The sequence below is a fragment of the Gluconobacter frateurii genome, assembly GCF_002723955.1.
GTDB lineage: Bacteria > Pseudomonadota > Alphaproteobacteria > Acetobacterales > Acetobacteraceae > Gluconobacter > Gluconobacter frateurii.
Genome location: NZ_BEWN01000003.1, coordinates 170965 through 197896, shown reverse-complemented (window position 1 = coordinate 197896; position 26932 = coordinate 170965). Strand labels below are relative to the sequence as shown.

The following is a 26932-nucleotide window of genomic DNA, read 5'->3' as shown; positions in this document are numbered from 1 at the left end:
CTTCAGAACGAGGCCGCTACTGTTCCAAAGAACATACGGGGAGGGGTTGGATAACCCACATAGGTTGATCCATCCCCGGCGGTAATCGTGGACCAGGAGCGGGTATTCGTCAGGTTACTGACATTGAACTGGAGCTTGAGGCTCTGCATGTGGGGAATATGCTTGAAGGTATATCCCGAACTAAAGCCCAGCTGGAACCGCGGCGGCACCATAACGGTGTTCGTGATGGTGCCGGGCCGGACGCCCATATAGGTTCCGAAAAGCTGGGCATTGAAGCCAGCCTGATTGTAATTAATAGCAAATTTGTCAGACCAGACAGGAATAGCCGGGACTTTTTCGCCCTTTGTGGCGTAAAGCGTCGACCCATCCATGAAATCGCTTCCGTAGATGCTGCTGACATAAGACACCGCATCATAGACGGAGAAGTGTTGCCCGAAGCGTAGGGTGAAGGACAGATCCATGCCATTTGTTGAAACGCTGCCAAGATTGGCAACCGTCCCGCCCACGCCTGAAATACCCTGATTGGGCGGCTTGATCGCACCAAGACGGTTGAAGAAATCAACATGGTAATATTCAAGCTGGCCACTAATGCCCGTCAGCGGGCCTAGAAACAGTGGGCGATTGGTACGAATGCCTGTCTCGTAGGTCCAGGATGTTTCCGGCTTCCCGGTTTTCTTGAAGTCTTCAAAGGCTTCCTGACTTGTAACGGCCCAGGGTGAGGTGGTGCTGTAGCCCGTCTGGGCAAAGGAATTCATGTTTTCCTGAATATTGGCGAAGAACTGCTCATGAGGTGTGAAATTCCACAGAGCGCCAAAAGCCGGGAGAAACGGCTTGTAAGAGGGTATCGTCCCACCAGCAACCGTATGGGTGCTGGTATCAACGATGGTTTTCGCGCCGGAAACTGACGATGCCAGAGACTGCGGGAGGGCCGCAATCGGAAGCGTCCCGTTCGTATAAACCATTTCGGATTTGAACCCTGCTGTCAGGGTCAGATGAGGCGTAACCTTCCAGCTATCCTGCAAGTGCGTGACGAACGTGTTGGTATAGAACGCATTCATCCACTGCGTGAAAAGCGGGTTGGTCGCACGCTTGTAGGGTGTCAACGTGTCTGTTGCCGTCAGCGGATACCAGAGGCGTCCCTGCGTGTTGTTATTGCGCTCGTACCAGCCACCAACTTCAATATTATGGTGGCCAAGATGATAGTGCAGGGTGCTGGTCAGACCGCCGCGATAATCTTCGTATTCAGTAGTACGGACCGCAAACCCGGTCCCACCTGTTGCATTCCAGACTTTCGGATCAATACCTGCGACACTGTAGGTGAACTGACCGTTCTTGATATATTTTGAGCCTGTCGGATCAAGGTAACTTCCAAGAATAGTCAGGATTGCGTTTGTCCGGATCGATGTTGCGACGACGCCCGCACCATCATCATAATGAAAGTAGAGCTGGTTATCCCATGTCAGGTTCGGAGAGAACCGATGTGAGATTTTCAGATAGGTGAGGTAATCCGTCCGTTGAGCTGCTGAGTAATAGTATTTGTTATTTGGCGTTCCAGGTGCAGCGGACTTTGAGGTCATGGCAGGATAATTGGCCATCGCGGCGTTCAGGTCCGGGTAAAATGCACCGCGGGCATAGAGATCCGTTGGAGCAGTCAGGCCCTGTGTGTTCGGTTCGGCTTTGTTCTGCCAGTCAAAATAAGCCGTGATGGTTGTGTTCTCACCTTTGTGGATGAACTTTCCATCGACCTGATACCCACCCTGCCGGTTTCCTTCGCCAAGGTTCCACGGTCGTGCGTCCTGTCGTGAAAAAGAGACGTATGCAGAATTGCCATTCCCGAAGTTTCCGGTATCAAGCCGGGCATAAGTTCGGAACGTTGAATAACTTCCGAAGGTCTGACGGATCGTGGCACCTGCCTTGGCTTTTGGATCGCGGGTATTGAACTCGATTGTTCCGCCGAGATTACTGGTCGACGCAGTTCCGAGGGCACCAGCACCCGACGAGAGGGACGTCTGGCCGATATCTTCGCTGATCGCAGCACGTTGCGGAGAAAGACCGTTGTAATTGCCGTAAGCGCCAGCTCCCAGAGGAACGCCGTCCAGCGTGTACCCGATCTGCGTGTTGGAAAATCCATGCACGTAGATGCTGGAGTTCTGCTCGTTATTGCCCCATGGGTCGACATTGGTGAATGTCACGCCCGGCAGAAGATCAAGAGCCTGCATAGGGTTCTGACCCGGCATCATCTCCTGCATCTGGTCACCGCTGATGCTCAGGACAGACCGTGTTCTGTGGCCCGTAGCAACAATCTGCTCAATATCGCTTGCTTCCCGGACGCGCGGGGCACGTCTTGCTTTGGAGGGCCGCTTTGCGCCCGCGGCTCGCCGGACAATCATACCGCCACCCGGAGCGACTTCCACCGTCAGTCCGCTTCCGTTGAGCAACTTTCCCGCCGCCGCATCCGGTGTCAGTGAGCCACTGACAGAAGGGGCCTGAAGATGCTCGACCAGATCAGGAGAGAAAAGAATGCTTTGCCCGGTCTGTCGGCTCAGGGATTCCAGCGCCTGTGCCATTGGCTGCCGGTCAATATGAACATTTGCAGCCACTGCGGGAGCAGCAACGGCAGTATGGGTCAGAATGGTCATTCCCACAGTCAGGAGCAAAGCTGCGCGAAGGGGGCACCGGGCGGTCACGGCCATGTATTCTCTATCCTGTTGGCGATCGCAGAAGGCGGTCTCCACAGAAAGACAATTACAATTCGAAAAACCTCAGGACATTTCCGGCGTTTTCATGAAACCGTCACAATGGCCGAAGCGTGTAAAGATTGCCGTGCTCTTCCAGCCTGACGGGGAGCAGGCGCGGCAACATGCGTAAAAACATGTCGCCTTGCGAGACGAAATAGACCCCACTCAGCTTGAGATTTTCCAGTGCCGGAGAAGCAATGGTGATCTGTCGGGTTGTGTATCGCTGGATCTGGGAAATGGCATCCGACAAGGGTGTATTGCGGAAAATGAGCCTCCCTGTCTGCCACGATAAAAGGGATTCAATATTGGGATAATCGACACTCATCCGGCCGTTCTGGAAAATCCGTAACCGCTGACCCGTCTTGATCCACACATCGTTCGATGAGGCCGCCCCCTTGCGCAGGAGAACCTGCCCTCGAACCGCAGTGATGTCGGTGCATGCACTGTCTGTGCGGATATTCGTTGATGTCTGCTCCGGCAAATGAACCGTAATGTTCCGGGCTGACAAATGAAACGCGTTACGGCCGCGAGGTGAAAGAAGAACCTGCCCCTGATCCAGCCGTGCCCGGCTTCCATCTTGAGACAGAACCATCCGGCTTCCGGAATCCAGCAGGCAGGTCCCGTAATCTGGCAAAGGGGTTCGAAGCGTATGGCCAACAGTGGTCTGTAGAATGCGGGAAGCCTTTGCACTCCTGTTCATGGGAAACAGAGCAACAGCCCCTACAGACGCAAGAGCCAGCAAAACACGCCGCCGCATCTGGCTCGGGCGTACCTCCGGAACCATGGCAGTTTGTAGAATGCCTTTTGCCTGAACCCCACCACCCAGCTCCCAGTATTCTGTGAGAAGCTCCACCGCGTCCGCTCTACGTGTGTCCACGCGCATCCATTGAACGAACTCGGTGCGATCACTGTCGGTGCAGTCATCCGCATGCAGACGCGCAATCCACTCCGCTGCACGCTCGCGGGTGGCGAGCAGATTTTCAGAGGGGATCACTGGTCCATCCATGAGGAAAGAAAGACGAGAGCCTTGGCGATATGTTTTTCAACGCTGCTTTCGCTTATTCCTAGGGCTGCGGCAATCTCACGATATTTCATTTTTTCAACACGATTCAGCAGAAATGCCTGACGCGTCCTTTCTGGAAGCTGCTGACACCCCGCATGAAAGCGCGCCATTCGCTGATTGGACGCATAAGTCTCTTCCTGAGAAGGCGCAGGGTCCCGCAGCTCCAGGATCTGTTCCTGTTCTCCGGTGGTCGACACAGTGCTTGAGGCGGCTTTTTTCAGATCATTCAAATGAAGATTAAGAGCACTTCTGGTGATGTAGGCCTCCGGGTGCGTGACCTGCCCCTGCGAACGCTCGTAATAGTTCGCAAGAGCGGTCTGAAGATGATCCTCGGCATCATCACGATGCGTGAAGGTCCTGATGCGACGGCGCAGACGCAGCCATTCCTGCTGACAGGGAAACCAGTTTTCCGCCAAGGGTCGTCTCATTCCGTTCGAAAGATGGACAGCGTGCGGCGATGCATTACGGAAATTGTGTCGGCAGGTCTGTGACAGTTTCATGAAGAACGATGCCAGGGCATGGGCAAACGAACCGATCCGCTGTCTTGAGTGAACAATCACCGCTCGATTTCAGCGAAAGATCCTGAACGATGTTTCTGAACCGCAGACGCGTACTGACCGGCCTTGGGGCGGGTCTTCTGTTCTCCTATCGCCTTAGGCAGCTTTCCGCCGCGTCCCCCCATAATCTGGACAAGAAACCCGCGTTTGACGTGTCTCCGTTCCAGCTTGGCGTGGCGTCCGGAGACCCGGCAACGGACGGCTTCGTCATCTGGACGCGCCTTGCACCTCGCCCGATGGAAGAAGCGGGAGGACTTGAGCATCTCAAGCCTGTTCTGGTGGACTGGGACATCAGCGAAGACCCGAAGTTCTCCACGGTTCTCCGCACAGGCCAGACCATCGCTCACCCTGAACTGGCGCATTCCGTTCATGTCGAGGTCGAGGGGCTACAGCCCGATCGTCCCTACTGGTATCGCTTTCGCATCGCCGGGTATGAAAGCCCGGTCGGCCGCGGGCGGACGCTGCCTCTTCCAGGTGCCTCGGTTCAGCGCATCCGGTTTGTGGCCGCGGGCTGCCAGCATTATGAGTTCGGGTATTATTCCGCATGGCGTGCCATCGCTAATGAGAGCGTCGATTTTATCTTCCATTACGGCGACTACATTTACGAAGGCGCGGATATTGGCGCTGGCGTTCACACGGTGTACGGCAAGCCCTTTACGGCAGTTCGCCGCCATTTCGGCCCGGAAATCTACTCGCTGGACGAATACCGTCGGCGCTACGCACAGTACAAGATGGACCCCGATCTTCAGGCGGCTCACGCCGCCGCCCCATGGCTTGTCAGTTTTGACGATCATGAAGTGGATAATAACTGGGCAGGGGACACGGATCAGGACGGGACCCCGCCAGACCTGTTCCGCCTGCGCCGCGCCGCAGCCATGCAGGCCTATTACGAGAATATGCCGTTACGCGCGAGTTCGTTGCCTGATGGGAGCCACATGCAGATATACCGCAGCTTCCGCTTTGGTGATCTGATGAACACATTCGTACTGGACACGCGCCAGTACCGCAGTGACCAGGTGTATGGCGACAAGGATGCTCCACAGGGGCCGGATGTCTGGTCTCCAAACCGCACGATGATGGGGGCTCAACAGGAAGAGTGGCTCTTCAACGGGTTAAGCAAGTCCGACACCCGTTGGAACCTTCTGGCGCATCAGGTCATGGTGATGGATCTTGCTCACCGGAAATCGGCCCATTCCGAGCTGCTTTACAGCATGGATCAGTGGTCGGGGTATATGTACAGCCGAAACCGGCTACTTCAGTTCATCGGGGATCATTGTCCCGGCAACGTCGTCAATGTTACGGGCGATGCGCACCGGCATTACGCGGGCAATCTCGTGATTGATCCAGACAGGCAGAAGCCAGTCTCTGTAGAGTTTCTGGCGACGTCCATCTCTTCAGGCGGTGACGGTGTCGGGGATAATGATGCACATAGCCAGTCCGTTCGTCGTGAAAACCCGCATCTGAAGGCCACGACCGACAGGCGTGGCTATGTCCTTTGTGATGTCGGCCGAGATATCTGGCATGCAGATCTCAAGACGCTGGATCAGGTGAGCAGCCATGAGGGGCAGCTTTCAACCTATGCAAGATTCGCCGTCGAGCGTGGACATCCGGGGCTCGAGAAAGCCTGAGATAACTTGTATTATCAGGATGTTACTTCATCCTGATGACGGGAAGCCAGCCGGAAACAGGTGAACAGTCCGGCCAGTGACGTCAGCAGCAGAACCAGCCCCATAGGAAGAGCGCTGGTTTTGCTCAGGCCTACTAACGGTGCAGCCACACCGCCTACAAGAAGGTTCAGAGACCCAAGGATCGCGCTGGCGCTTCCTGCGCGATGTCCCTGTTTTGCAATGGCAAGAACGAAGGTTGCTGTCAGGATCATCCCGATACAGGTCATATAGAGGAAGATCGCAGCCACCAGCAAAAAGAGCGGACCTTTAAGGGTCGCAATCAGTGTAATGAGAGCGGCTGCGACAGTGATGCAGATGACGGAAGCACGCAGGAACGTACTGGTGCGTTCCATGCTGCCAGCGCGCCCGATCAGCCAGCTTCCGCCTACCAGTGCCAGACCGTTGATGCCAAAAAGGATGCTGAATGTCTGGGGCGTTACACCGTAGATGTCCTGATAGACAAAGGGGGTTCCTGCGACATAGGCGAAGCTGCCGCCATGGATAAGGCCAACGGTCAGAGCATGGCCAATGAACTCCCGATCGGTCAGCAGGCTATGGAACGTTTCCATTGTAGCGCGGGCTGAATTTGGAAGACGTCTATGCAACTCAAGAGTTTCGGTGAGTCGGGCAGCGACCAGCCCCAGCGCGAGAATACCAAACCCGGTAAGGAACCAGAACATTGTTCGCCATGTAGCTGAAGGTAAAGCTAAAATTGCTCCACCCAGCATAGGCGCAACCATGGGAGCCACAGCGTTGATAATCATGAGACGTGAGAAAAATCGTGCGAGTTCCGGACCGTTGAACACGTCCCTGACCACAGCGCGAGAGAGCACCAGCCCCGCCGAAGCGGTCAGGCCCTGCAGGAAGCGCGCAATGATGAAGGCAGTGATGCTGGATGACACCGCACAGAACAAGGACGACAGGGCAAAAAGAGCCATCGCCCCCAGAAGCGGGATTTTCCGCCCGCGGGAGTCACTGAAGGGACCCACCATAAGCTGCCCGACGGCAAGCCCGATGAGCGTACTGGTCAGACTGAACTGAACGGCCGTTTCACTGGCCTGGAAGTCATGCCCGATGTTTGGAAAACCGGGCAGATACATATCGATATTGAGCGGCCCCAGGCACGTCAGAAGCCCCAGAATGATGATGAGGTCACGCTGGGCGGGACGAGCTGTTTCGGCTGACGCATCAGTCATGGACTGGAACCTTGAGAATGGACACGCCCGAGGCGGTCATACGGGAGAGTTCGTCGGAAGGGGCATCTTCCGCGACAATGAGAGTGTGAACGGCATCCAGCGGCGCAACCGGGAAACGGCCACCTGAACCGATCTTGCTGCCCTCGGCCATCACCACGACGCTTTCGCTCCTGCTGAGAACTTCACGTTTGAAGGCAGCTTCTTCGGGGTCCCACACGCTTGGCCCCTCGGCGGAAATCGCCCAGACACCGAGGGAGCAGAGATCGAACCGGTAATGCTGGAGCGATTGGACAGCCACCGAACCGATGACTCCTCCGGTCGCGCCATCAAGACGCCCGCCAATCATGATGGTTTCGATCTGGCTTGCATCATTCAGAGCCACCGCCACCGCCGGGCTGGACGTTACGACCGTAAGAGGCATATCCCGTGGAAGAGAGGCCGCCAGAGCAATGTTGGTGGAGCCTGTATCAATGAAGGCCACCTGTTTGGGCTTGAAAAGGCCCGCGGTATGCTGGGCAAGAGCATTTTTGAGGGCAATATTTTCACCCATTCGCGCGCGGATATGGGATGCATCGGGCTGCAAACGCAACGCGCCACCATACACGCGACGGCATTCGCCAGTTTCCGCAAGTTCGCGCAGATCACGCCGGATCATATCCACCGGCACGTGCCATTCAGTGGCCAGATCAGACGCAAGGACGCGTCCGTGGCTTTGCAAACGAGCACGAATCTGGCTCAGGCGTTCGTCTTTGAGGATGGGATTTGCTCCGGGAGGGCGTAAAACACGCGCAAACCGTCATAAACACGCACAACCTGTCAAGAAATTTCGTGCTTGACTGCTCCCGAAAGCGTCAAGTGTGGCAGATCAGAAACTCAGCACCGCATCCAGATTGAACCAGAGCATGTTGCTGGTCCCGTTATTGACGGCGGTCCCAGACGTTGTGGCAGCCTGATTGAAGGGGTGAGTTCCGTTCAGGGACTTATCCAGACGAACTTCCGGCCGAACAGTCAATGTGCCAGTGCCGAGGTGTCGGTTGATGAAGGGCGGTCGATAGGCCACGCCGACCGTAAGCGCTCCATAGGTTGTGGGAGGAGCACCGTAATAGAAATAGGGCCGGTTTCTCAGGGCATTCGTGTAAGACATATTGCCGGGATACTGATTGATGATGCCGCCGGTATTGTCGCGGAAAATTTCACCGCGAACGTTCAACGTCAGAGACGGATGAATGTCCCACGACAGGTAGGACGTGACACCGTAAGCATCATCGCGAGACGCATCATCATGAAGGTAAAGTGCTTCCGCCATCAATGAGAGCGTTTTGTTGACATGATAGGTGGCCAGAAGGCTTGCATTGTACTGCATGAGACCGTTTGCGGCCTTGCCGATCCCCGAACTGGTCCAGCCGGCGGGGGAGGTTCGACTTGCACCATTGTTTCCCTGTGGTCCGAAATGACCGATGGCATGCAGATTTAGTTTACCGCCCATCAGATTGTTCCAGGCGAAGCCGAAATACCCTTTGGGGCGACTGTTGTTTCCGGCCTGACCAAACGTCGTGGAATTGCCTGCGTCGATACCGAGGATCCAGTCCATATGCTGGCTGAGATGCATTGTCGCAATGACGCCAACCGTTTCGAAAGGAACGATATAGTCTGATGCGTAATTGAAGGAGTAGAACGGACGGGCGAGGGCAGGCGTGCCTTCAGCGCCGATCAGGGCATACATCTGCCCAGCCTGAAAATCGATGCCATGACGGAAGATCCACGGCGTGTGGACGTCGATATGCGCCTGTGTGGGCGCCCACTGATAAAGGCCGGTAAGCGTACCGTCTCCCATGCCGATTGTGGGATCGAACCGCGCGTCTGACCCGTACATGACTTCAGCCACAAAGCCGATCCCGTAACCGCCACCTACGGACGTGATGGGATGAGAGATCGAGCCCATGATCTGGTTGAGCGTCACGGTATTGGCGCGATCCAGATAGAACTGGCCGAAATTCCTTCCTGAACGTGTCCACGGATTGCCGGTGATGCCAGCTTCAACAGTCAGATGCCCAATCAGACCATCCCAGTAGGAAAGGGAATGCCCGGCTTTGGGTGAGAACAGGTTTCCCGCTTTCAGGGCCGGAATATCCGGATCAGTGCTGTCAGCCTGATGGGACGTTGACGGCAGCGTGGTCGGTGGATTGGGGTTGGGTGTCCCATCAGGCGTAATGGCTGTGTTCGACGTAGCTGCCGCCTGAGCGTGCGCGAAAGACGGGAGGGCAGTTCCAACAAGCAGCCAGAAGACTGCCAGGACGTGTTTGTCCGACACGCGAAATCCGTTCCTGAAAGTTTCGGGAGGAGCAAAATATAGAGGGGAGGTAGACTCAGACCTCTGACGGGATCCGAGCCTGTGCGTTCTGATATTTCCGCATAAAGAAAACACTCAGAACTGCCATGAATACCATGTAGAGCGCGCAGACTTCTGGGTTGCAGTACGTCACGGCCACAAGAAGGATGACCGCGCCAGTCAGGGCAATACCAGGCAGAACGGGATAGAATGGTGCGCGGTAAGTGCGCGGCAGGGAAGGCTCTGTTCGGCGAAGGCGGAACAGGCTGACCATGCTGAGGATATACATCGTCAGAGAGCCAAACACGGCCATGGTTACAAGTGTTGCTGTCAGGGACTGACCGTGGATTGAGATGACGTCATCGGAAAAAATGGCTGCAATCCCAATGACACCGCCGGCGATTGTAGCCGTATAAGGCGTGTGGAAACGTGGATGAACTTTTCCCAGAACTGCCGGAAGGAAACCGGCACGTGCCATGGCAAAGATCTGCCTTGCATAACCCATGATGATGCCATGCAGGGAAGCCACAAGGCCGAATAGTCCCAGCCAGACCAGCATATGCAGCCACCCGCTATGCGCGCCCACGACATGCTTCATCGCCTGTGGGAGGGGATCATTCAGATTGGCAAGAGCATGCCAGTCTCCGGCCCCTCCAGCAAAAACCATGACGCCAAAGGCCAAAATAACAAGCGTGAGAACACCCGCGACATAAGCAATCGGGATGGAACGGCGCGGATTACTGGCCTCTTCAGCCGCCATAGCCACACCTTCGATGGCAAGGAAGAACCAGATGGCAAACGGGATGGCCGCGAAGATGCCTCCCATAGCTTCCCAGCCGAAATGAGGCGCCCCGCCCCAGCCATCATGCAGGAAATTGTTCCATGAAAAGGCAGGGGCAACGACGCCCATGAAGACGAGCAACTCAACGATAGCGGCAATGGTAATGAACAGTTCGAACGTTGCCGCGATATGCACGCCGATAATGTTGAGTGCCATGAAGATCACATAAGCGCCCAGAGCCGCGACTTTGGGCGAGAGATGCGGAAACTGGACGTTCAGATAAGCACCAATCGCGAGAGCGATCGCCGGCGGTGCAAAAATGAACTCGACCAAAGTGGCGAGACCCGCAATGAGCCCACCCCATCGACCAAGGGCACGATGACTATAGGCGAACGGGCCACCAGCCTGTGGGATCGCGCAGGTCAGTTCCGTGAAGCTGAAAATAAAGCTCGTATAGACCAGCGCGACAAACACGGTAGCGATCAGGAAGCCAAGCGTTCCGGCTGTTGACCAGCCATAGCTCCAGCCGAAATACTCCCCGGAAATGACCAGACCAACGGCAATACCCCAGAGATGAAATGCACTCAGGGACTTGTTGAGATGCGTGGGCGCATTGCTCATTGATCGTTGTCCTTTTCCAGAAGGGTTTTGGAATTTTCCAAGGCCGCGGTTTCAGGAGCGGCATCTTTGAGGCCCACGCCTGTGAGTTTCAGGTGCGTGGCTTCCCGCATCAGCCAGGAAAGCTTTACCGCTGCGGCCGGGACGGTCATGCCGTGTGGGTGGATGTTGGAGAGGCAGTTCCGGGATGAATCGGGGCAGCCCACATAGGGCGCGTAGGTCAAATAAACGCCCATGCTGTCTGCAACGCTGAGGCCGGGTCTCTCGCCAATCATCATGACGACCATCCTCGCGCCAAGCGTCACAGCGATCTCATCCCCCAAAGCAACACGGGCTTGTGTGGCGATGACCAGAGGCGCCACGGTCCAGTCAGAAAGCCAGGCCTGCATGGTCCGAAACAGGGGGAGAGCGCTCTGTTGTGTGGCAAAGGACGACAAGCCGTCCGCCGCGACGAAAACCACATTCCAGTCACCTTTTGGAAGCGTGGCAGCTGCTTCCGGGTCAAGCCGCCGTCCGAGATCCGGGCGGCGCAAATAGGTAGAACGGTCGGGCGCACGGCTCTGAACGCAATAGTATGGCTCGTTCCCTAGAGAACCTGTCAGAGCTTCAATATTCAGAGGCGTATGAACGGCATCCCGTGCCTGGGCGTGGGACGCCTGAAAATCCAGAACATCGTCGGTTTTCAGGGCGTTTCCTGTGCGACCCAATCCAATCCGGGCGCGGGTGAGTTGGCGCAAGTCCTGCCATGGATCTGGTATCCGGGATGGCGTGGAGGCGATGCGGTCATCCGTCATGATTAGCGCACCATCTGACCAAGAAGAGTCTGTCCGGGCGGGATGTCCAGAACCCGGTCGTGCCGTGCATCATACAGGCCCATTCGCTCCAGCCAGCCCGCAAATTCCGGCGCTGGTTTCAGGTTCAGAAGCTTGCGGAGACTTAGAAGATCGTGGAAGGACAGGCTCTGATAATTGAGCATGATGTCATCCGCGCCGGGCACTCCGATCAGGAACGTGATGCCTGCTGCCCCCAGAAGGACCATCAGGTTATCCATGTCATCCTGATCGGCTTCGGCGTGGTTGGTGTAACAGGCATCACAGCCCATCGGCACGCCGAGCAGTTTGGCGCAGAAATGATCTTCCAGCGCGGCCCGGATGATCTGTTTGCCATCGTAAAGATATTCAGGGCCGATAAAGCCCACGACCGTATTCACCAGCAAGGGATTATAGGCCCGTGCTACGGCGTAAGCGCGGGCTTCCACAGTCTGCTGGTCCACACCGTGATGGGCTTCGGCAGAAAGCGCGGCGCCCTGGCCCGTCTCGAAATACATAACGTTGTTGCCAAGAGTGCCACGATTGAGAGCCAGCGCTGCCTCATAAGCCTCTTTCAGAATCCCGAGACTGACGCCAAAGCCTTCATTGGCTTTCTGTGTCCCCGCAATGGACTGAAAGACGAGATCGACCGCGCCGCCGCGGTTCATGATCTCAATAGTGTTCGTAACGTGTGTCAGAACGCAGGTCTGGGTCGGAATGTCATAACGCTGTCGGGCGTGGTCGAGCATCTCCAGAAGAGCGAGGCCGTTCGAGACGCTGTCGGTCGCGGGGTTAATACCAATGACGGCATCCCCCATCCCGCGCAGAAGGCCGTCCAGAGTTGAAGCCGCAATTCCCTTCAGATCATCGGTCGGGTGATTGGGTTGAAGGCGCGTCGCCAGACAGCCTTCCAGACCAATGGTGTTTCGAAACTTCGTAATGACCCGGATCTTGCGGGAGACCGTCATGAGATCCTGATTGCGCATGATCTTGCTGACAGCAGCCGCCATTTCCGGCGTAATCCCAGCAGCGATGGAAGACAGCGTTTCAGATGTGGCCTCATCGGACAACAACCAGTCCCGGAAGCCGCCAACGGTCAGAGACGCCACAGGCGAAAACGCCTGACCATCATATGTATCCATAATCAGGCGCGTGACGTCATCTGCCTCGTAAGGGATGAGCGTTTCATGCAGAAACGTGCTGAGTGGAAGGTCGGCGAGGGCATAGCGGGCTGCAATCCGCTGAGCGTCAGAGCTGGCCGAGAGGCCAGCTAGTTCATCGCCGGAACGCGCTGGGGAGGCTTTGGCCATCAGGGTTTTCAGATCCCCGAATGTGTAATGTTCCCCTCTCAGGGTGCATCCGTAAGCCATGGCCACAATCCTGTTTCTCTGATCTGTCCGAACTCTATCAGAAGACGTTCAAGGTTTTGTCCGTTAGCGCAATTATATCTTTTTCGGATTGATCCTGACTTGACGCCAGACGACAAGGTTTTGACATTTGACAACAATCCGCCCAACACTTCGCGTTGAGTGAGCAGCAACACGAAGATGCGATGTCATCCTTTTCAAAGTCTCCTGGATCAGAGGCCCATGTTCTCGCCGCCGCAGCAGCGGGGGTAGAAGATTTTCTGACATCTCAGGGCGGAGACATGGAGCGTATTGCCGGACGGTCAGGCCTTTCAACGCAGCAATTTGCCTTACCCACAGACGCACTGAACCTTGCAGCCTACTGCCGCCTGTTTGCCGAAGCCGAAACAGAGACGCACAATGGAAATATTGGTTTGCGCTTCGGCCAGCAGTTCAAACCCCACCAACTTGGCCTCATCGGCTACATCGCCCTGTGTTCAGAGACCGTAGAACAGGCCGTCCGCAATCTGGCTGCCTATTTTGGGTATCATCAGGCCTCGACCGTGACATGTCTGACCGAAACCGCAGAGACGTTTCAACTCGACTACATGATCACTGACCCGACCATTCAGCATCGCCGCCATGATGCCGAACTGACAATGGGCATGTTTGCCAATATCCTCCGGACGGCGCTGGGTCCGGCCTGGACCCCACAGGCTGTTCTGTTCGCCCACGACCAGCCGGAGCAGGCAGGAGAACATCGCGATGCTTTTCAGTCCGATGTCCGTTTTTCTGCAGGACGGAATGCGCTGATCTTCCGGAGAGACAGGCTGGAGACGCGGATGCCGGGAGCAGATGCTGGCCTGTTGCAGGTCATGAAATCGTCTCTGGTGACACTGACCCGAGGGCCAGAGAATACTGCGTCGTCACAGGTGCCGTCTCTGAGGCAGCAGGTTATCGTGCAGATCAGGGCCAGCCTGCCGCATGGGGGATGTGAGTTTTGGGAAATCGCGGAGAAACTTGCCCTCTCTCCCTGGACGCTTCAGCGCAAATTGGGTCAAATTGGACTTTCTTATTCCGCGCTGCTGGATGAAGTGCGTCAAATTGACGCTATTCGCCTTCTGGCGGAAGCCACCAGAGACATCAGCGAAATTGCCATTCTGCTGGGTTACACCGAAACAAGTGCCTTCAGCCGGGCTTTCCGTCGCTGGTTCGGAATGTCTCCCCGGGTCTGGCAACAACAGAATAACGGACAACCCAGTCGATAGGCATTTCCTGTGAGAGACCGCCTCGTGTAGGAACGCATGCATGAGTGTTGAAGTCATGCCCGGTCTGATCCTCAAAGACGAAGATCTAAGAGTGACCTATATCCTTGCGTCTGGCCCGGGTGGACAGAACGTCAATAAGGTTGCAACAGCCGCGCAGCTTCGTTTTGACGCAGCAGGCTCTCCGGCACTGTCAGAGCGCGTACGGACGCGCCTGCTCGAAATTGCAGGCAGTCGCGCAACCCGTGACGGGGAAATCGTGTTGACGGGACGGCGCTTCCGGACGCAGCAGCGCAACCGGGAAGACGTTATCGAACGACTGGCGGTTATGATCCGCGAAGCCGCGCATCGACAGGCATTCCGTGTTCCGACGCGCCCGGGCAAAGCGGCCCGTCAAAGGCGAATGGACGGAAAATCCCATCGGGCGGGGATCAAGCGCAACCGCAAGGTACGTCTGGACGATTAGGAAGGAAAGACATGATGGCACATCTGTCCGCACTGAAATGGGGAGCAGGCACCAGAACGTTTGAGATGTTTCTGGAGCCGACGTGCCCGTTTTCCGTCAAGGCGCTTCGTAAAATTCCGCCCCTTCTTGAAAGGGTTGGAGAGGAGACGCTAACGGTTCATATCCGCCTTCAGTCGCAGCCATGGCACATGTTTTCCGGCGTGATCGTCCGCGCCATTCTTGCAGCGTCCACGCTGGAGCAGGGACGGGACAGAGCGCATGATGTCATGCTAGCCGTGGCGAACCATCGGGAAGAGTTCGAGTTCACCGACCATTGTTCTGGCCCGAATATGAACACCACTCCAGCTGAAATCCTCGCACGTCTCGAGACTTATAGCGGTGTCGCGCTTGCTGAGGCTTTTACGTTCGAAGACGTCACAAAAGCCGTAAAGTGGCATGCGAAATATTCGCGGCAGAACGGCATTCACGTTTCTCCAACCTTCATGGTGGACGGGCTGATTGATCCGGCGTTCAGCAGCGGAGACAGCGTGGAAGACTGGGCGGCCCGTCTGTTCCCATAAAGACCAGACCAAACGGGGGGTTGGACGTTGCGCGGCTTCTCCCATACAGTCGCGCCAACGTATGACATTCAGGATGTTTCAATGACTTCCAACCTCTGGATCAGGGCCGCTTTCGCCCTGTCTATGGTCTCTCTTGCGGGGACTGAAGCACAAGCCGCCGCAACTAATCCTTTCTTTACGGCCAGCACGCTTCCTTATCAGGCTCCACGCTTCGATCTGATCAAGGACAGTGACTACGCGCCCGCTTTTGAGCGTGGCATGGCGGATCATCTGCGCGAAATCACGGCCATTGCGAACAACAAGGCTGCGCCCACGTTCGACAACACGATCGTTGCCATGGAAAAGGCCGGCCGTCTTCTGGATCGCGTACAGGAAACGTTCTTTGGCGTCTATCAAGCCAATAGCGATGCAGAACTGGACAAGGTTGAAAGCCGCGAAGCGCCGCGCCTTTCTCAGCATGAAGACGAGATCTATCTTAACGAACGCCTTTTCGCGCGCGTCAAGAAACTGCATGACACCCGTGACAGCCTGAACCTGAATGCCGAGCAGGCGCAGCTTCTGGATGTGTATTACCAGCAGTTCGTTCATGCCGGTGCAGAGCTGTCGAAGGCCGACAAGGTCAAGCTGCGCGCCATCAACACCAAGCTGGCCAATCTTGAATCCGTCTATCAGCAGAAACTGATTGCCGCTGCGAAAGACGGCGCCCTTGTCGTTGACAGCAAGGATGCATTGGCCGGTCTTGATGACGGTGCCATCGCCTCGGCTCAGAAGGACGCGGAAAGCCGCAAGCTGACCGGCAAGTGGGTTCTCCCGCTTCAGAACACGACCCAGCAGCCCGCCTTGGAAAACCTGAGCAAGCGCGAGACCCGTCAGGCCCTGTTCGAACAGAGCTGGAACCGTGCGGAGAAGGGTGACAAGAACGACACCCGCGCCACGATTTCCGAACTGGCACAGCTTCGCGCCCAGAAGGCCGCGCTGTTCGGATATCCGAGCTTCGCCGCCTACACGCTCTACGACCAGATGGCCAAGACGCCTGAAGCTGCCGAAGATTTCATGCAGAAGCTCGTTCCGGCCGTGGCTGCCGAGCAGAAGCGGGAAGGTGCCGTTCTTCAGGATGCAATCCATCGTGACGGTGAAAACTTCACGCTGAAGCCCTGGGACTGGAACCGGTATGCGGAGCAGGTCCGTCATGAGAAATATGCGCTGAATCAGGATGATGTGAAGCCATACTTCGAACTGAAAACAGTTCTGACGGATGGCGTGTTTTTCGCCGCTAATCAGCTTTACGGAGTCACATTCAAGCAGCGCACGGATATTCCGGTCTATAATCCGGACGTCATGGTGTTTGAGGTGTTCGACAAGGACGGTTCACAGCTTGGCCTGATGTATTTCGATTACTTCAAGCGCGACACGAAGTCGGGGGGCGCCTGGATGTCCAACTTTGTTGGCCAATCCACGCTCCTTGGCACAAAGCCCGTCATTTACAATGTTGCGAACTTCACAAAAGCTGCACCAGGTCAACCACAGCTCATCACGTCTGATGATGTGACGACCATGTTCCATGAGTTCGGTCATGCGCTGCATGGTCTGTTCGCGAGCCAGACCTACCCGACGCTGTCCGGTACGAACGTTGCCCGTGACTTCGTGGAATTTCCGTCTCAGTTTAACGAAAACTGGGCGCTCGATCCGAAGGTGCTGTCGCATTACGCCCGCCACTACAAGACGGGCGCACCGATGCCGCAGGAGCTGGTCAACAAGATCAAGAAGGCAGCCAAGTTCAACCAGGGCTATGATCTGGGCGAAATCGTCGCGGCTGCTGAACTGGACATGAAGTGGCACGCTCTCCCGGCGAGCGCACCGCGTCAGGATGCAGACAAGTTCGAGGCCAATGCCCTGAACAGCATGGGCCTTGATGTGGCGAACGTACCGCCGCGCTACCGGTCCAGCTACTTCCTGCACATCTGGTCCAACGGATATTCGGCCGGTTATTATGCCTATTTGTGGACGGAAATGCTGGATCAGGACGTGTTCGCCTGGTTCACGCAGCATGGTGGCCTGACGCGTGAAAACGGCCAGCGCTTCCGTGACATGATCCTGTCGAGGGGTCACACCATGGATTACGGCCCGATGTTTGAAGCTTTTTATGGCAAGGCACCGGATATTGAACCGATGCTGGCCCATCGTGGCCTGACGGCTGACAGCCAGAAGTAAGAACTTACGGACGGGTGGGAGACCATCCGTCCGTCAGGGTTTGGAGGAAGCCGATGACAGCTGTCCGCTCCTCGGGCGTCAGTGCAGGCTGATCGCCCGGTTTACGATCCATTGGGGCATCGGTTCGATCAAGGTTTGGTTGATACTGCGCCGGTAAATCGTCCGCTTTTCGAACACGCCCGTGTGTGTCATGGCTGTAGAATAGCTCCGGCTGAATGTCTCTCAGAACATAGAAATCCAGAACCTGTCTGAGATCGTGAAAAATGCCATTGTGGAAGAAGACCTTGCGGTCTGCCACGTTCCTGAGGGTCGGGGTGGCGAACATTCCACAATAGGCACCTGACTGTTTCGACCCACCAGGCATGACTTCGCACAGCCCAAGATCGAAATGACCGTTCTCATATGGACCCATGAGGGCCATATTGCGTGGAACACCAAGGGCTTCGTATTGCCGGTCAGTCAACAGCGGCGGCAGATTTCCGGGAAGAGGGCGATCAAGGTGACACGCGGCACAGTTGCCCTTAATAGGGTCGTTGAAAAGACGATATCCTGCGCTTTCCTGCGGCGTGAAACGAGCCTGCCCCTCAAGCCACGCATCGAACTTGCTATTGTAACGATGAAAAGACGGCTCCTCGATCTGGTACCGTGCCAGAGCGAATATGGCTTCAGACAGCAGCAGATCCGGGGATGTCTCTGCTGCTGGACCTGCGAGAGCCTTGAGGCGTTTGGTATAAGGCGCGTTTTCGATGCGATTCTGCGCTATTGACGGCGTAGAGGCCATCTCCGCCGGATCAAAAAGTGGGCCGGAGGCCTGTTGCTGAAGGGTATCCGCGCGCCCGTCCCAGAAAAGACCGCCCTGGGGAACAACAGCCGTGGCAGAACTGGTGGCTGCACTTTTTGCTACGTGTGAGGCAGTAGCACCGGCGACAGGCAGCACAGGAGCCGTTTCGCTCTCGGGATTGTCGGGTCCAATACTGAAATTAGGCACATGCTCCAGGTAGGCGAGAGACGGAATGGCGCGTTTCCCGGGGCTTTTAAGGACTTTTCCACCCATGAAAACGGACTGCTTATTCGAAGGGCCGTAGTTGTGATGTGGGTCGTGACAGGACGCACAGGACAGGCGGCCAGAGCCAGAAAGAAGCGGATCGTAAAAGATCTCCCGCCCGATCAGGGCCATTTCCGACAATGGCTCTATTCTAGGCCGTTGCAGGGAAACCGGGCAGGGATTGCTGCCGTCTGCTGTCGGGAGACAATCCTGAGCACGGAGCTGTCCCGGCAAAATTACGCCCAGAAGGAGCCCGGAATAGAGGGCTCCCCAGACTGTTCGTGAGGTCAAAGCGCGGACGGGGGTGGCTGTGAGGCAGGCTCACCCGTCTTGGGGCTCAGGAAAACAGGAGACAGACGCGGCTGGCGGCTGAAATCGAACAGGTCCCTCAGAGCTGCGGCATCCGCATCGAAAGAGCCTTGGCCAAGACGCTGACCATGCAGCCAGTTGTCTTCGATGAAGCGTGTAATCGAACTTTGCGTAATCTGAATATGGCTGACGAAATTGGTCTTGGCCCATGGGGAGATCACGATCAGTGGCGTCCGCGTCCCTGGACCGCATCGGCCGTTTACAGGCTGACCGGAGACCCCGGCTGGAGCGGGAGCCGTTCCACAACGGCCGGGACCGTTCAGTTGATCAGCCGGGTTGTCATAAGAGCCATGTGTTGGCGTGACATAGGCATGATCGTACCAGCCATCTGAGTCATCGTAAGCGATGATAATGGCCGTATCACGCCAGTCCGGACTACTCTGGATCAGATTGATTGCACTGACAACGCCGCGTTGCTCATCCAGAGGGTCCGAATACCCAGCGTGCCCATCCTGAAGAGCGGGCATTTTGAGAAACGATACAGCCGGAAGATGACCCGCCCTCACAGTCGCGTAAAAATCTTTCAGATCATACTGATGGTTGGCCGGGTCTTTATGAATCCCGTCTTTCTGAAAAGTCTGACCAATGACATCGGATGATGAAGGGCGCGCATGGGTCGGATTGGCCGTGCTCGCGTAATACTGGAACCAGTTGTGATGGGGGATGTAGTCGGGAATGTTCTGCGCCACCACTGTGGAATAGGTCTGGCGTTTGCAGCCCGTCGTTCCATCCGGATTACGCAGCGTCAGATCAAAGCCCCCCATGAAACCACCCCAGCTGACATGCTGCTGGTTCAGAAGGTCTCCAATATTGCGACTGGTCATCATGACCTGTTCGGTCGGGACGGAGCAGACATCTCCAGCCGGATCAATATCGTTGACCATCGTCCAGCCACCCTGACCATCCGGGATGAACGGAGACTGGACCTCGGGTGTGGAGCGCTTCTGGGCAGATTTCACGATCTTCATGCCGTTCGTCTGGCCTGACACCACTTCGAGCGCACCCGGTGTGGATGGACCGTATGTATCGGTATAAGCCGCGTCGCTCATGGCGAAGTTCTGCGCATAGTTCCAGAAGGCTGTGACGGTGTTGCCGTCAAAATACCCCATAACCTGCCCACGGGTTGAAAAAGCACCTACACCACCGGGCGTTCCACGTCCTGTATACCGCGGGAACAGATCAGCCAGACCATGGTGATACGCCTGCTGTTCGGCGCTGTAGGCATGGTTCTGATCCGCCGTGCTGGCTTGGGTGCGATCCAGCCGAAAGGGCAGTGACGCGTCTTTTCCGTTTTCCGCGCGTGTATTCGGGTTCTTCAGCAAAAGGTCAGCGGTGACGAGCGTATTGGCGCGTGGCGTATCGGAGCGCGCCTGAAATGCCGGTTCACCTGGTGGGTTTACGGCAGATGGATACGTCCCAAAGTAGTGATCGAAGGAGACGTTTTCCTGATAGATCACCACCAGATGCCGAATAGGCGTCGTGGTTTCTGTTTTCCGAGGAGCGTCTTCTGCGCAGGCTGAAGCCAGCAGAAAAGGCGTGAGGGCAGAGAGAAGGAGAGTGGCGCGAAAAGTCATGCAGGCGGAAATCTAGCATCTTTTGGGGAATAGGAGGACGGGCGGCTATCTGTCTGTTCTGTACCGGCAAAAATAACATGGAGGCCAGAACTTTTCTCTGGTTTGGGTCTGTTGTCCCAGGCCGACATGAGTGTCTCACGCCATAATTCATGGGGCTGCTTTTTTTCGGGCTGGTTCATCGGATAGCCTTTTGAGTGAAGCAGGCGATAGAGCCACCGTTCTCTTATCCCAATGTCCGGGAAAGAAATGTGATTGTTCCATTAAATGATGGGAATAATTCCCACTGATGAAATTTTCATGAAAGGCGTTCTGACAGTCTTTGGCAAACACATGAATACAGCTACGAGAATTAACCTACCCTTTACTAGGAGCTGGCATTCAGAATGCTGCACTTCGCCCCAGAATCTATCTGGTCAATCATCGCGCTTGGACTCTGCTTTCTGCTGGTCTGCGTGTTTGAATTTGCCAATGGCTTCCATGACACGGCAAATGCTGTTGCGACAGTCATTTACACCAATTCCCTCAAGCCCAAGGTCGCTGTTGTCTGGTCCGGCCTGATGAATCTTCTGGGTGTGCTGCTCGGCGGTATTGCCGTGGCTTACACGCTGGTTGAACTGCTGCCGCCGGATGTGCTGTCTCCGCCAAACGGAAATCCTGCGGTGCCTATGCTGGTGTCCCTGTTCGGCACCGCTCTGGCCTGGAACCTCCTGACCTGGTGGTTCGGTATTCCAAATTCGTCTTCCCACTGTGTGATTGGTTCGCTCGTCGGTATTGCAATCGGGGATTCATTCCTGCATGCCCGTGACCTTGGGCATAGCGTGGACTGGAACCAGATCTGGAAGGTTCTGACGACACTGGCCGTTTCACCGCCGCTTGGCTTCATTGGAGCCGGTATTCTCTTCCTGATCATTCGGAAGACAGTGCACCTGCCAGCTCTTTATCAGCGCCCGGAGCCACATCACAAACCAAACCCGATTGTGCGGGCGCTCCTCATCACAACCTGTACGCTGGTCAGTTTCTCGCATGGTAACAACGATGGGCAGAAGAGCATTGGTCTCATTATGCTTACCATCATTGGTCTGATGCCTGCTGCTTTTGCTCTGAACCCGGAAGTTCCAGTTCAGTACGATATGATTCGTCAGGAGGTTCAGGCCGCACGTCCACTGGTGGCAGAATTTGATCGCTACTCCTTCAAGGCTGACGCGATGGCGTCTATTAATCGCCTTGAAAAAGGTGCGGAAATTCACGCAAGTCCCGCAGAGACGCGTGGGGACATCTATCAGGTTCTGTCCGGCCTGCGCTCCGTAAGCTCCAACCCGGCGGCCTCTGGTGAGCAGAAGAAAGAAGCTGCATCCCTAGCCAAAAAGCTGCGCCCGACTGTGGAATACGCACCATTCTGGGTTCGTCTCCTCAGTGCGCTTTGCCTCGGCGTTGGAACGATGATCGGGTATCGCCGTATCGTTCAGACGCTGGGTGAGGGCATTGGCAAGACCCATCTAACCCCGGCTCAGGGTGCCGCCTCTGAAGTCGTAGGCGCCGGCCTCATCATGACTGCCGGTTATACGGGCCTGCCGGTTTCCACGACGCACATCATCACATCCGGCGTGGCGGGAACGATGGTGGCGTCCGGGTCAGGCATCAACATGCAGATGCTGACCAAGATTGCTTTGGCGTGGCTGTTTACCCTGCCTGTCACGATCACGGTTTCCGCACTTCTGTTCTACATTCTCGCCTGAAAGCGCAACGTAAAATTCGTTCTTTTCGAAAAGGGCTCGCTGAATGGCGGGCCTTTTTTATGGTCCCGGCAAATGTGAAAACCATATTGCAGTGTCTTGAAACAATAACACGACAGAAAGGAACCGCCTTCATAACGTCCCTGCAAATTAACGGACGGCTCCAGCCCCAGCAGGAACACACACTCATGAAAACGATGCTTGCCCTGACGACCTGTCTAAGCGGAATTGTAGCTCTCTCAGCCTCTCAGTTTGCGTTTGCGGCAAATCCGGCTTCCATTCACTCTCCGCGCAAAGCCACGCCTCATGCACAGGTCAGAAAAGCATCCTCTAAAAAGAGCGTTCCACAATCTACTGAAGCTGCCTCCGCAGAATCCGTTGTTGTCCTCGGGGCAGGCGCAGCTCGCGAGACGCAGACTGTTTCTCGTCGGGCCATTCAGGAAATGACACCGGGAACAAGCCCGTTCAAGACGCTCTCAAAACTGCCTGGCGTAATGTTTACGTCCTCCGATCCCTTGGGGTCTTACGAGTGGTCGCAACAGATCATCATTCGTGGCTTTGACCAAAGTCGCCTCGGCTTCACAATGGATGGCATTCCACTAGGCAATCTGGCCTATGGTAACGATAACGGTCTTTCCATCGGCCGTGCGCTTGAAACCGAAAACAATGGCCCCTCAACCCTGACGCAGGGCGCAGGTGCTCTAGGCGTTGCCGCATCGAACGATCTGGGCGGGGCATTGCAGTTCACCTCTGTCGATCCGACCAAGAAATTCGGTGTGGACGTAGCTGGAACGATCGGCTCGGCATCGACCTGGCGTACCTTCGCCCGCATCAACAGCGGCGAACTCAAAGGCGGTGGCCGCTTCTATGTGTCCTACAATCATCAGGACGCAAACAAGTGGAAAGGCGATGGTGTCCAGGTTCAGGACCAGGCGAATGCCAAGTACGTTCAGCCATTCGGCGAGCATGTAAAGCTCACGGTTTATGGAGACTGGTCCAAGCGTAAGGAAAACGATTACCAGGATCTCTCGCTCGCCCAGATCAAGAAGTACGGATACAATCTCGATAATATTACTGGCAACTACGCGCTCGCCAAACAGATCGCCACAGCCTACCAGACGGGTACGGCGTTTCCTTCCAGCGTTCAGGATCAGGATACCGTCTATTACAACGCAGCTGGCCTGCGTGAAGATGCTATGGGATACGGCCGTCTGGATTTTGACATCACGAGCCGCCTTAAAGGCTTCGTGACCGGATATGGCCACACCAATACGGGTGAGGGCGCATGGGTCACACCTTATCTCGCCACCCCGGCAGCTCTCGGCGGATCACCGCTGACAACCCGAACTACAGAATACGACATTCATCGTGCCGGCTTCATTGGGGGCCTGACATACAAGATCGCAAACCATACCATTGACTGGGGCTTCTGGTTCGAAAACAACAATTTCGAGCAGGCGCGGCGTTTCTATGCGCTTCAGGACAGCGGATCTCCGTCATCCATTCACTGGTATCAGGGCAATGCCTTCTACACCCAGTGGCAGAGCACATTTAATACCAAGACCTATCAGGTCCATCTGGGTGATACATGGCAGATCATGCCAGCCCTGAAGCTGACTTATGGTTTCAAATCCCTCATCGTGGATAACTCTGCGCGGGCCCTTAGCGGCAATCTTCTGGGCACACCGACCGGCACGACCTATCCCTCAGGTTCACTCAGCGCTTCAAACGGCTTCCTTCCGCAGATCGGTGCGAACTATCGCATTAACCAGCATAACGAAATCTTCGCTGATTTTGCTCGCAACATGGCGGCCTACGACAGTGCCCAGACTTCGGGTCCATTTTCCACGACAATCGCAGGCTTTGAGGTTCTTCAGAAGAAGCTGAAGCCTGAAATGTCCAACACCGAAGAGCTCGGATATCGCTTCCATAACCGGACATTCCAGGCCTCGGTTACGGGCTACTATGTGGAGTTCCAGAACCGACTTCTGGCTGTGACACAGGGCGTCGGCATTCAGGGTAATGCCTCCATTCTGAGTAACGTTGGCGGCGTTACGGCACGCGGTGTGGACGTTGCCGCGAACTGGAAGTTCGCCCGGAACTGGTCGCTCTTTGCCTCCTACGCGTTCAACAATTCGCTGTATGATAACAACGTTTACGCAGACGGCGTGATCTCTGCCCGCATCAAGGGCAAGCACACCGTCGGGATGCCAGCCAACCTCGCTAACGTAGAACTTGGATATGACGATGGCGCGATCTGGGGCAACGTCCTGATGCAGTTTCAGGACAAGCGTTATTACACCTATACCAATGATGCGTCCGTTCCGGCCAATGCGATCTTCAATCTGAATGTCGGCTATCGCTTCCAGAGCCAGAACTGGTTCCTACGTGGTGTCGACGCCCAGATCAACGTCACAAACCTGTTCAACAAGCGATATGTGGCAACGGTTGGAAGCAACGGCTTCGTCAACTCCGATCCGTCCGGCACTTTCCAGACACTTCAGGCTGGCGCACCCCGCATGGTCTTCTTCACGCTTCGCAAGCACTTCGACTGATCGGATCACATCATGACCGGACCGCTTTCCAGCCGACGCAGATTTCTTGAACTGGGAGCAGCTTTTGCTGCTGCCGGGTCATTGCCGGGCAATTTGCGACAGGCTCTGGCGGTTCCGGCCAACCGAAAGACCGGGACGATCCAGGATGTCGAACATGTGGTGATCCTGATGCAGGAAAACCGCTCATTCGATCATTATTTCGGCTGCCTGAACGGCGTTCGGGGATATGGAGACCCGCGCGCCGCACAGCAGCCCGGCGGAACATCTGTTTTCGCACAAAAAAAGGCTGACGGCTCCACGGTTCTGCCGTTCCGCATGAACACCGTGCATACGTCGAGTGCCTGCATTGCCAGTCTGGATCATAGCTGGAAGGGCAGCCAGAAAGTCTGGAACGAGTGGGACTGCTGGATCCCGCACAAGACCGCCATGACGATGGGCCATTTTACACGTCGGGATATTCCCTATTACTACGCGCTCGCAGACGCTTTCACGATCTGCGATGCCTATCACTGCTCGATTTTTGGCCCGACTAACCCCAACCGGCTGTTCCTGTTCTCGGGTACGAACGGATTGAGCGTCGGGCACGATGGCAAACAGGCGGTCGAGAACGTCGATGACGGAAACGTCTCGGCTGATATGCGCCACGACAACCCGAAATTTCAGTCCTTCCAGTGGACGACCTACGCCGAAGAGCTTCAGAAAGCGGGCGTGTCCTGGAGGGTCTATCAGGAATACGACAATTTCGGAGACAACGCTCTCGCAGGCTTTGCCGCCTTTCGGGGCCTTTCCGAACAGTTCTGGCAGTATCAGCAGGGGCGCCGGATTGTTGAAGGCTCTACGGCTGAAAACGCTGCGACATCCGAAGGGCGCTTCCTGATTGAGGCATTTGAAAAGGATGTGGCCGCTGGGACATTGCCTCAGGTTTCCTGGATTGTGCCTGCTGCTGCGCTCTCTGAACACCCGAACGCACCGCCCGGATACGGCGAGCATCTGATCTCACGCCTGATGGATGTGTTTGTCCGCCATCCGGACGTATGGTCCAAAACGGTTTTCATCCTGAATTACGATGAAAACGACGGCTTCTTCGATCATGTTCCACCCCCGGTTCCCGCCCTTTACGGAGACGAGGGGAGCAGCACTGTCTCAGTGACAGGCGAGAGTTATCATGGAGTTTCCGTGGGTCTTGGGCCGCGCGTTCCTGCCATCCTGATTTCCCCATGGAGCAAGGGCGGACGTGTGAATTCGGAAGTGTTCGACCACACATCTGTTCTGATGTTTCTTGAAAAGCGCTTTGGCGTTCGGGCTCCCAATATCACACCCTGGCGGCGTGCTGTCTGCGGGGATCTGACATCCGCTTTTGACTTTTCAGCCAAAGATACCAGTTGGAAGGCTGATCTTCCCAACACAGATGATTACATGCCGCAGACCCGCAAGTCCTGCATGTTGCCCCTACCTCTGGTTCCACAATACCAGACGTTGCCCCGGCAGGAGGAAGGGCAGAGAGTGACGTGTGCTCTTCCGTATCATCTAACAGCAGACCTGATGGTGAACACCGAGAAAGCTGAGCTCCTTCTCAACAATATGGGCCGGAAAGGAGCGGTTTTCCGCTTTTCGGGGCAAGGACCGTCGCGCCACTATACTGTTGGTGAGGGAGCCACATTGAGTATTTCGCTCCATCCTCATGATGACTTCACACTTTCTGGACCCAACGGCTTTTACCGCTCTGGCAAGAACATTTCAGGCTTGCAGGTCCGGGTTCGTGAAGAGACCGAAGGCGCGACTCTGTTTCTCAAAAGCATCGCGTCGGAAGAGGCGGAACTGGTTGTTGAAGACGCCTATGGTGCGACGGCTGACTGGACTGCTCTTCTGAGGCCGGAGCAGGAGTTGTCCCGCTTTTATCCGCTAGAAGGCAGCGACTTCTGGTATGATCTGACAGTCACAAACCGCAAGGGCAGCGCTGCGGGGCATATACAGGTTGCCGGGCATGTAGAAACCGGGCGACCAAGCCGGACTGATCCGTTGATGAGCCGCCGGAGTTGAAATATCCGGA

Annotated in this window: 19 protein-coding genes; 8 read left to right on the top strand and 11 right to left on the bottom strand. The window is 55.9% G+C overall.

All coding sequences use genetic code 11. From position 1 onward, the window contains the following. Positions 1-2: 2 nt before the first annotated feature. The 3 genes from GFR01_RS09675 to GFR01_RS09665 all read right to left on the bottom strand — a co-directional run bounded on the left by GFR01_RS09675 (position 3) and on the right by GFR01_RS09665 (position 4217). Positions 3-2693, bottom strand: coding sequence for a TonB-dependent receptor plug domain-containing protein (locus tag GFR01_RS09675; protein WP_099182283.1), 2691 nt, complete (start codon positions 2691-2693; stop codon positions 3-5). 100 nt (positions 2694-2793) lie between these two features. Next, on the bottom strand, positions 2794-3732 hold the full coding sequence (locus tag GFR01_RS09670; protein WP_099182282.1) for a FecR family protein: 939 nt from the start codon (positions 3730-3732) through the stop codon (positions 2794-2796). Then, complete coding sequence (locus GFR01_RS09665; RefSeq protein ID WP_244902234.1) at positions 3729-4217, bottom strand: RNA polymerase sigma factor; 489 nt, start codon at positions 4215-4217, stop codon at positions 3729-3731. The genes GFR01_RS09670 and GFR01_RS09665 overlap by 4 nt, the downstream gene beginning before the upstream one ends. Positions 4218-4390: 173 nt before the next feature. On the opposite strand from GFR01_RS09665, the gene GFR01_RS09660 reads away from it, so the two are divergent. Then, positions 4391-5986, top strand: coding sequence for an alkaline phosphatase D family protein (locus tag GFR01_RS09660; protein ID WP_099182280.1), 1596 nt, complete (start codon positions 4391-4393; stop codon positions 5984-5986). Between the two features lie 14 nt (positions 5987-6000). On the opposite strand, the gene GFR01_RS09655 is transcribed toward GFR01_RS09660, so the two are convergent. The 6 genes from GFR01_RS09655 to GFR01_RS09630 form a co-directional block, all read right to left on the bottom strand. Next, positions 6001-7221, bottom strand: coding sequence for a multidrug effflux MFS transporter (locus GFR01_RS09655; protein ID WP_063903762.1), 1221 nt, complete (start codon positions 7219-7221; stop codon positions 6001-6003). Continuing rightward, positions 7214-7951, bottom strand: a complete 738-nt coding sequence (locus GFR01_RS09650; protein WP_264780572.1) for a DeoR/GlpR family DNA-binding transcription regulator — start codon at positions 7949-7951, stop codon at positions 7214-7216. Before GFR01_RS09650 ends, GFR01_RS09655 begins: the two co-directional genes overlap by 8 nt. A gap of 135 nt (positions 7952-8086) precedes the next feature. Continuing rightward, a complete protein-coding gene (locus GFR01_RS09645) occupies positions 8087-9532 on the bottom strand; it encodes an outer membrane beta-barrel protein (RefSeq protein WP_099182279.1) in 1446 nt (481 codons plus the stop codon). A gap of 55 nt (positions 9533-9587) precedes the next feature. Continuing rightward, complete coding sequence (gene eat / locus GFR01_RS09640; protein ID WP_099182278.1) at positions 9588-10952, bottom strand: ethanolamine permease; 1365 nt, start codon at positions 10950-10952, stop codon at positions 9588-9590. Then, positions 10949-11743, bottom strand: coding sequence for an ethanolamine ammonia-lyase subunit EutC (gene eutC / locus GFR01_RS09635; protein WP_099182277.1), 795 nt, complete (start codon positions 11741-11743; stop codon positions 10949-10951). Before eutC ends, eat begins: the two co-directional genes overlap by 4 nt. Positions 11744-11745: 2 nt before the next feature. Next, a complete protein-coding gene (locus GFR01_RS09630; RefSeq protein WP_099182276.1) occupies positions 11746-13128 on the bottom strand; it encodes an ethanolamine ammonia-lyase subunit EutB in 1383 nt (460 codons plus the stop codon). Positions 13129-13310: 182 nt separating this feature from the next. On the opposite strand from GFR01_RS09630, the gene qhpR reads away from it, so the two are divergent. The 4 genes from qhpR (at position 13311) to GFR01_RS09610 (ending at position 17606) form a co-directional block, all read left to right on the top strand. Further along, positions 13311-14372, top strand: coding sequence for an AraC-like transcriptional regulator QhpR (qhpR, locus tag GFR01_RS09625; RefSeq protein ID WP_099182275.1), 1062 nt, complete (start codon positions 13311-13313; stop codon positions 14370-14372). 40 nt (positions 14373-14412) lie between these two features. Then, a complete protein-coding gene (gene arfB, locus GFR01_RS09620) occupies positions 14413-14835 on the top strand; it encodes an alternative ribosome rescue aminoacyl-tRNA hydrolase ArfB (protein WP_099182274.1) in 423 nt (140 codons plus the stop codon). A 14-nt stretch (positions 14836-14849) separates the two neighbouring features. Further along, positions 14850-15395 carry a DsbA family protein gene (locus GFR01_RS09615; RefSeq protein WP_099182273.1) on the top strand — a complete coding sequence of 182 codons (546 nt, stop codon included), beginning with the start codon at positions 14850-14852 and terminating at the stop codon, positions 15393-15395. 81 nt (positions 15396-15476) lie between these two features. Then, a complete protein-coding gene (locus tag GFR01_RS09610; RefSeq protein WP_244902232.1) occupies positions 15477-17606 on the top strand; it encodes a M3 family metallopeptidase in 2130 nt (709 codons plus the stop codon). Positions 17607-17610: 4 nt separating this feature from the next. On the opposite strand, the gene GFR01_RS09605 is transcribed toward GFR01_RS09610, so the two are convergent. Together GFR01_RS09605 and GFR01_RS09600 are read right to left on the bottom strand one after the other, a co-directional pair. Further along, on the bottom strand, positions 17611-18783 hold the full coding sequence (locus tag GFR01_RS09605; protein ID WP_099182271.1) for a cytochrome-c peroxidase: 1173 nt from the start codon (positions 18781-18783) through the stop codon (positions 17611-17613). A gap of 155 nt (positions 18784-18938) precedes the next feature. Then, positions 18939-20594: a phospholipase C gene (locus GFR01_RS09600; protein ID WP_099182270.1), complete on the bottom strand. Its 1656-nt coding sequence runs from the start codon at positions 20592-20594 to the stop codon at positions 18939-18941. A 383-nt stretch (positions 20595-20977) separates the two neighbouring features. Between GFR01_RS09600 and GFR01_RS09595 the strand changes: the two genes are divergently transcribed. The 3 genes from GFR01_RS09595 (at position 20978) to GFR01_RS09585 (ending at position 26922) form a co-directional block, all read left to right on the top strand. Beyond that, positions 20978-22330 carry an inorganic phosphate transporter gene (locus tag GFR01_RS09595; RefSeq protein WP_099182269.1) on the top strand — a complete coding sequence of 451 codons (1353 nt, stop codon included), beginning with the start codon at positions 20978-20980 and terminating at the stop codon, positions 22328-22330. A 185-nt stretch (positions 22331-22515) separates the two neighbouring features. Continuing rightward, the gene (locus GFR01_RS09590; protein WP_099182268.1) at positions 22516-24882 is read left to right on the top strand and encodes a TonB-dependent receptor; all 2367 of its coding nucleotides are present in this window, start codon (positions 22516-22518) and stop codon (positions 24880-24882) included. Between the two features lie 12 nt (positions 24883-24894). Beyond that, positions 24895-26922, top strand: coding sequence for a phosphocholine-specific phospholipase C (locus GFR01_RS09585; RefSeq protein WP_099182267.1), 2028 nt, complete (start codon positions 24895-24897; stop codon positions 26920-26922). Positions 26923-26932 lie beyond the last annotated feature (10 nt).

Excerpts from the sequence above, each read along its gene's own strand:
- GFR01_RS09675 (WP_099182283.1), bottom strand. The coding sequence starts at position 2,693 with ATGGCCGTGACCGCCCGGTGCCCCCTTCGCGCAGCTTTGCTCCTGACT.
- GFR01_RS09660 (WP_099182280.1), top strand. The coding sequence starts at position 4,391 with ATGTTTCTGAACCGCAGACGCGTACTGACCGGCCTTGGGGCGGGTCTT.
- GFR01_RS09655 (WP_063903762.1), bottom strand. The coding sequence starts at position 7,221 with ATGACTGATGCGTCAGCCGAAACAGCTCGTCCCGCCCAGCGTGACCTC.
- eat (WP_099182278.1), bottom strand. The coding sequence starts at position 10,952 with ATGAGCAATGCGCCCACGCATCTCAACAAGTCCCTGAGTGCATTTCAT.
- eutC (WP_099182277.1), bottom strand. The coding sequence starts at position 11,743 with ATGACGGATGACCGCATCGCCTCCACGCCATCCCGGATACCAGATCCA.
- GFR01_RS09630 (WP_099182276.1), bottom strand. The coding sequence starts at position 13,128 with ATGGCTTACGGATGCACCCTGAGAGGGGAACATTACACATTCGGGGAT.
- qhpR (WP_099182275.1), top strand. The coding sequence starts at position 13,311 with ATGTCATCCTTTTCAAAGTCTCCTGGATCAGAGGCCCATGTTCTCGCC.
- arfB (WP_099182274.1), top strand. The coding sequence starts at position 14,413 with ATGAGTGTTGAAGTCATGCCCGGTCTGATCCTCAAAGACGAAGATCTA.
- GFR01_RS09615 (WP_099182273.1), top strand. The coding sequence starts at position 14,850 with ATGGCACATCTGTCCGCACTGAAATGGGGAGCAGGCACCAGAACGTTT.
- GFR01_RS09610 (WP_244902232.1), top strand. The coding sequence starts at position 15,477 with ATGACTTCCAACCTCTGGATCAGGGCCGCTTTCGCCCTGTCTATGGTC.
- GFR01_RS09605 (WP_099182271.1), bottom strand. The coding sequence starts at position 18,783 with ATGGCCCTGATCGGGCGGGAGATCTTTTACGATCCGCTTCTTTCTGGC.
- GFR01_RS09600 (WP_099182270.1), bottom strand. The coding sequence starts at position 20,594 with ATGACTTTTCGCGCCACTCTCCTTCTCTCTGCCCTCACGCCTTTTCTG.
- GFR01_RS09595 (WP_099182269.1), top strand. The coding sequence starts at position 20,978 with ATGCTGCACTTCGCCCCAGAATCTATCTGGTCAATCATCGCGCTTGGA.
- GFR01_RS09590 (WP_099182268.1), top strand. The coding sequence starts at position 22,516 with ATGAAAACGATGCTTGCCCTGACGACCTGTCTAAGCGGAATTGTAGCT.
- GFR01_RS09585 (WP_099182267.1), top strand. The coding sequence starts at position 24,895 with ATGACCGGACCGCTTTCCAGCCGACGCAGATTTCTTGAACTGGGAGCA.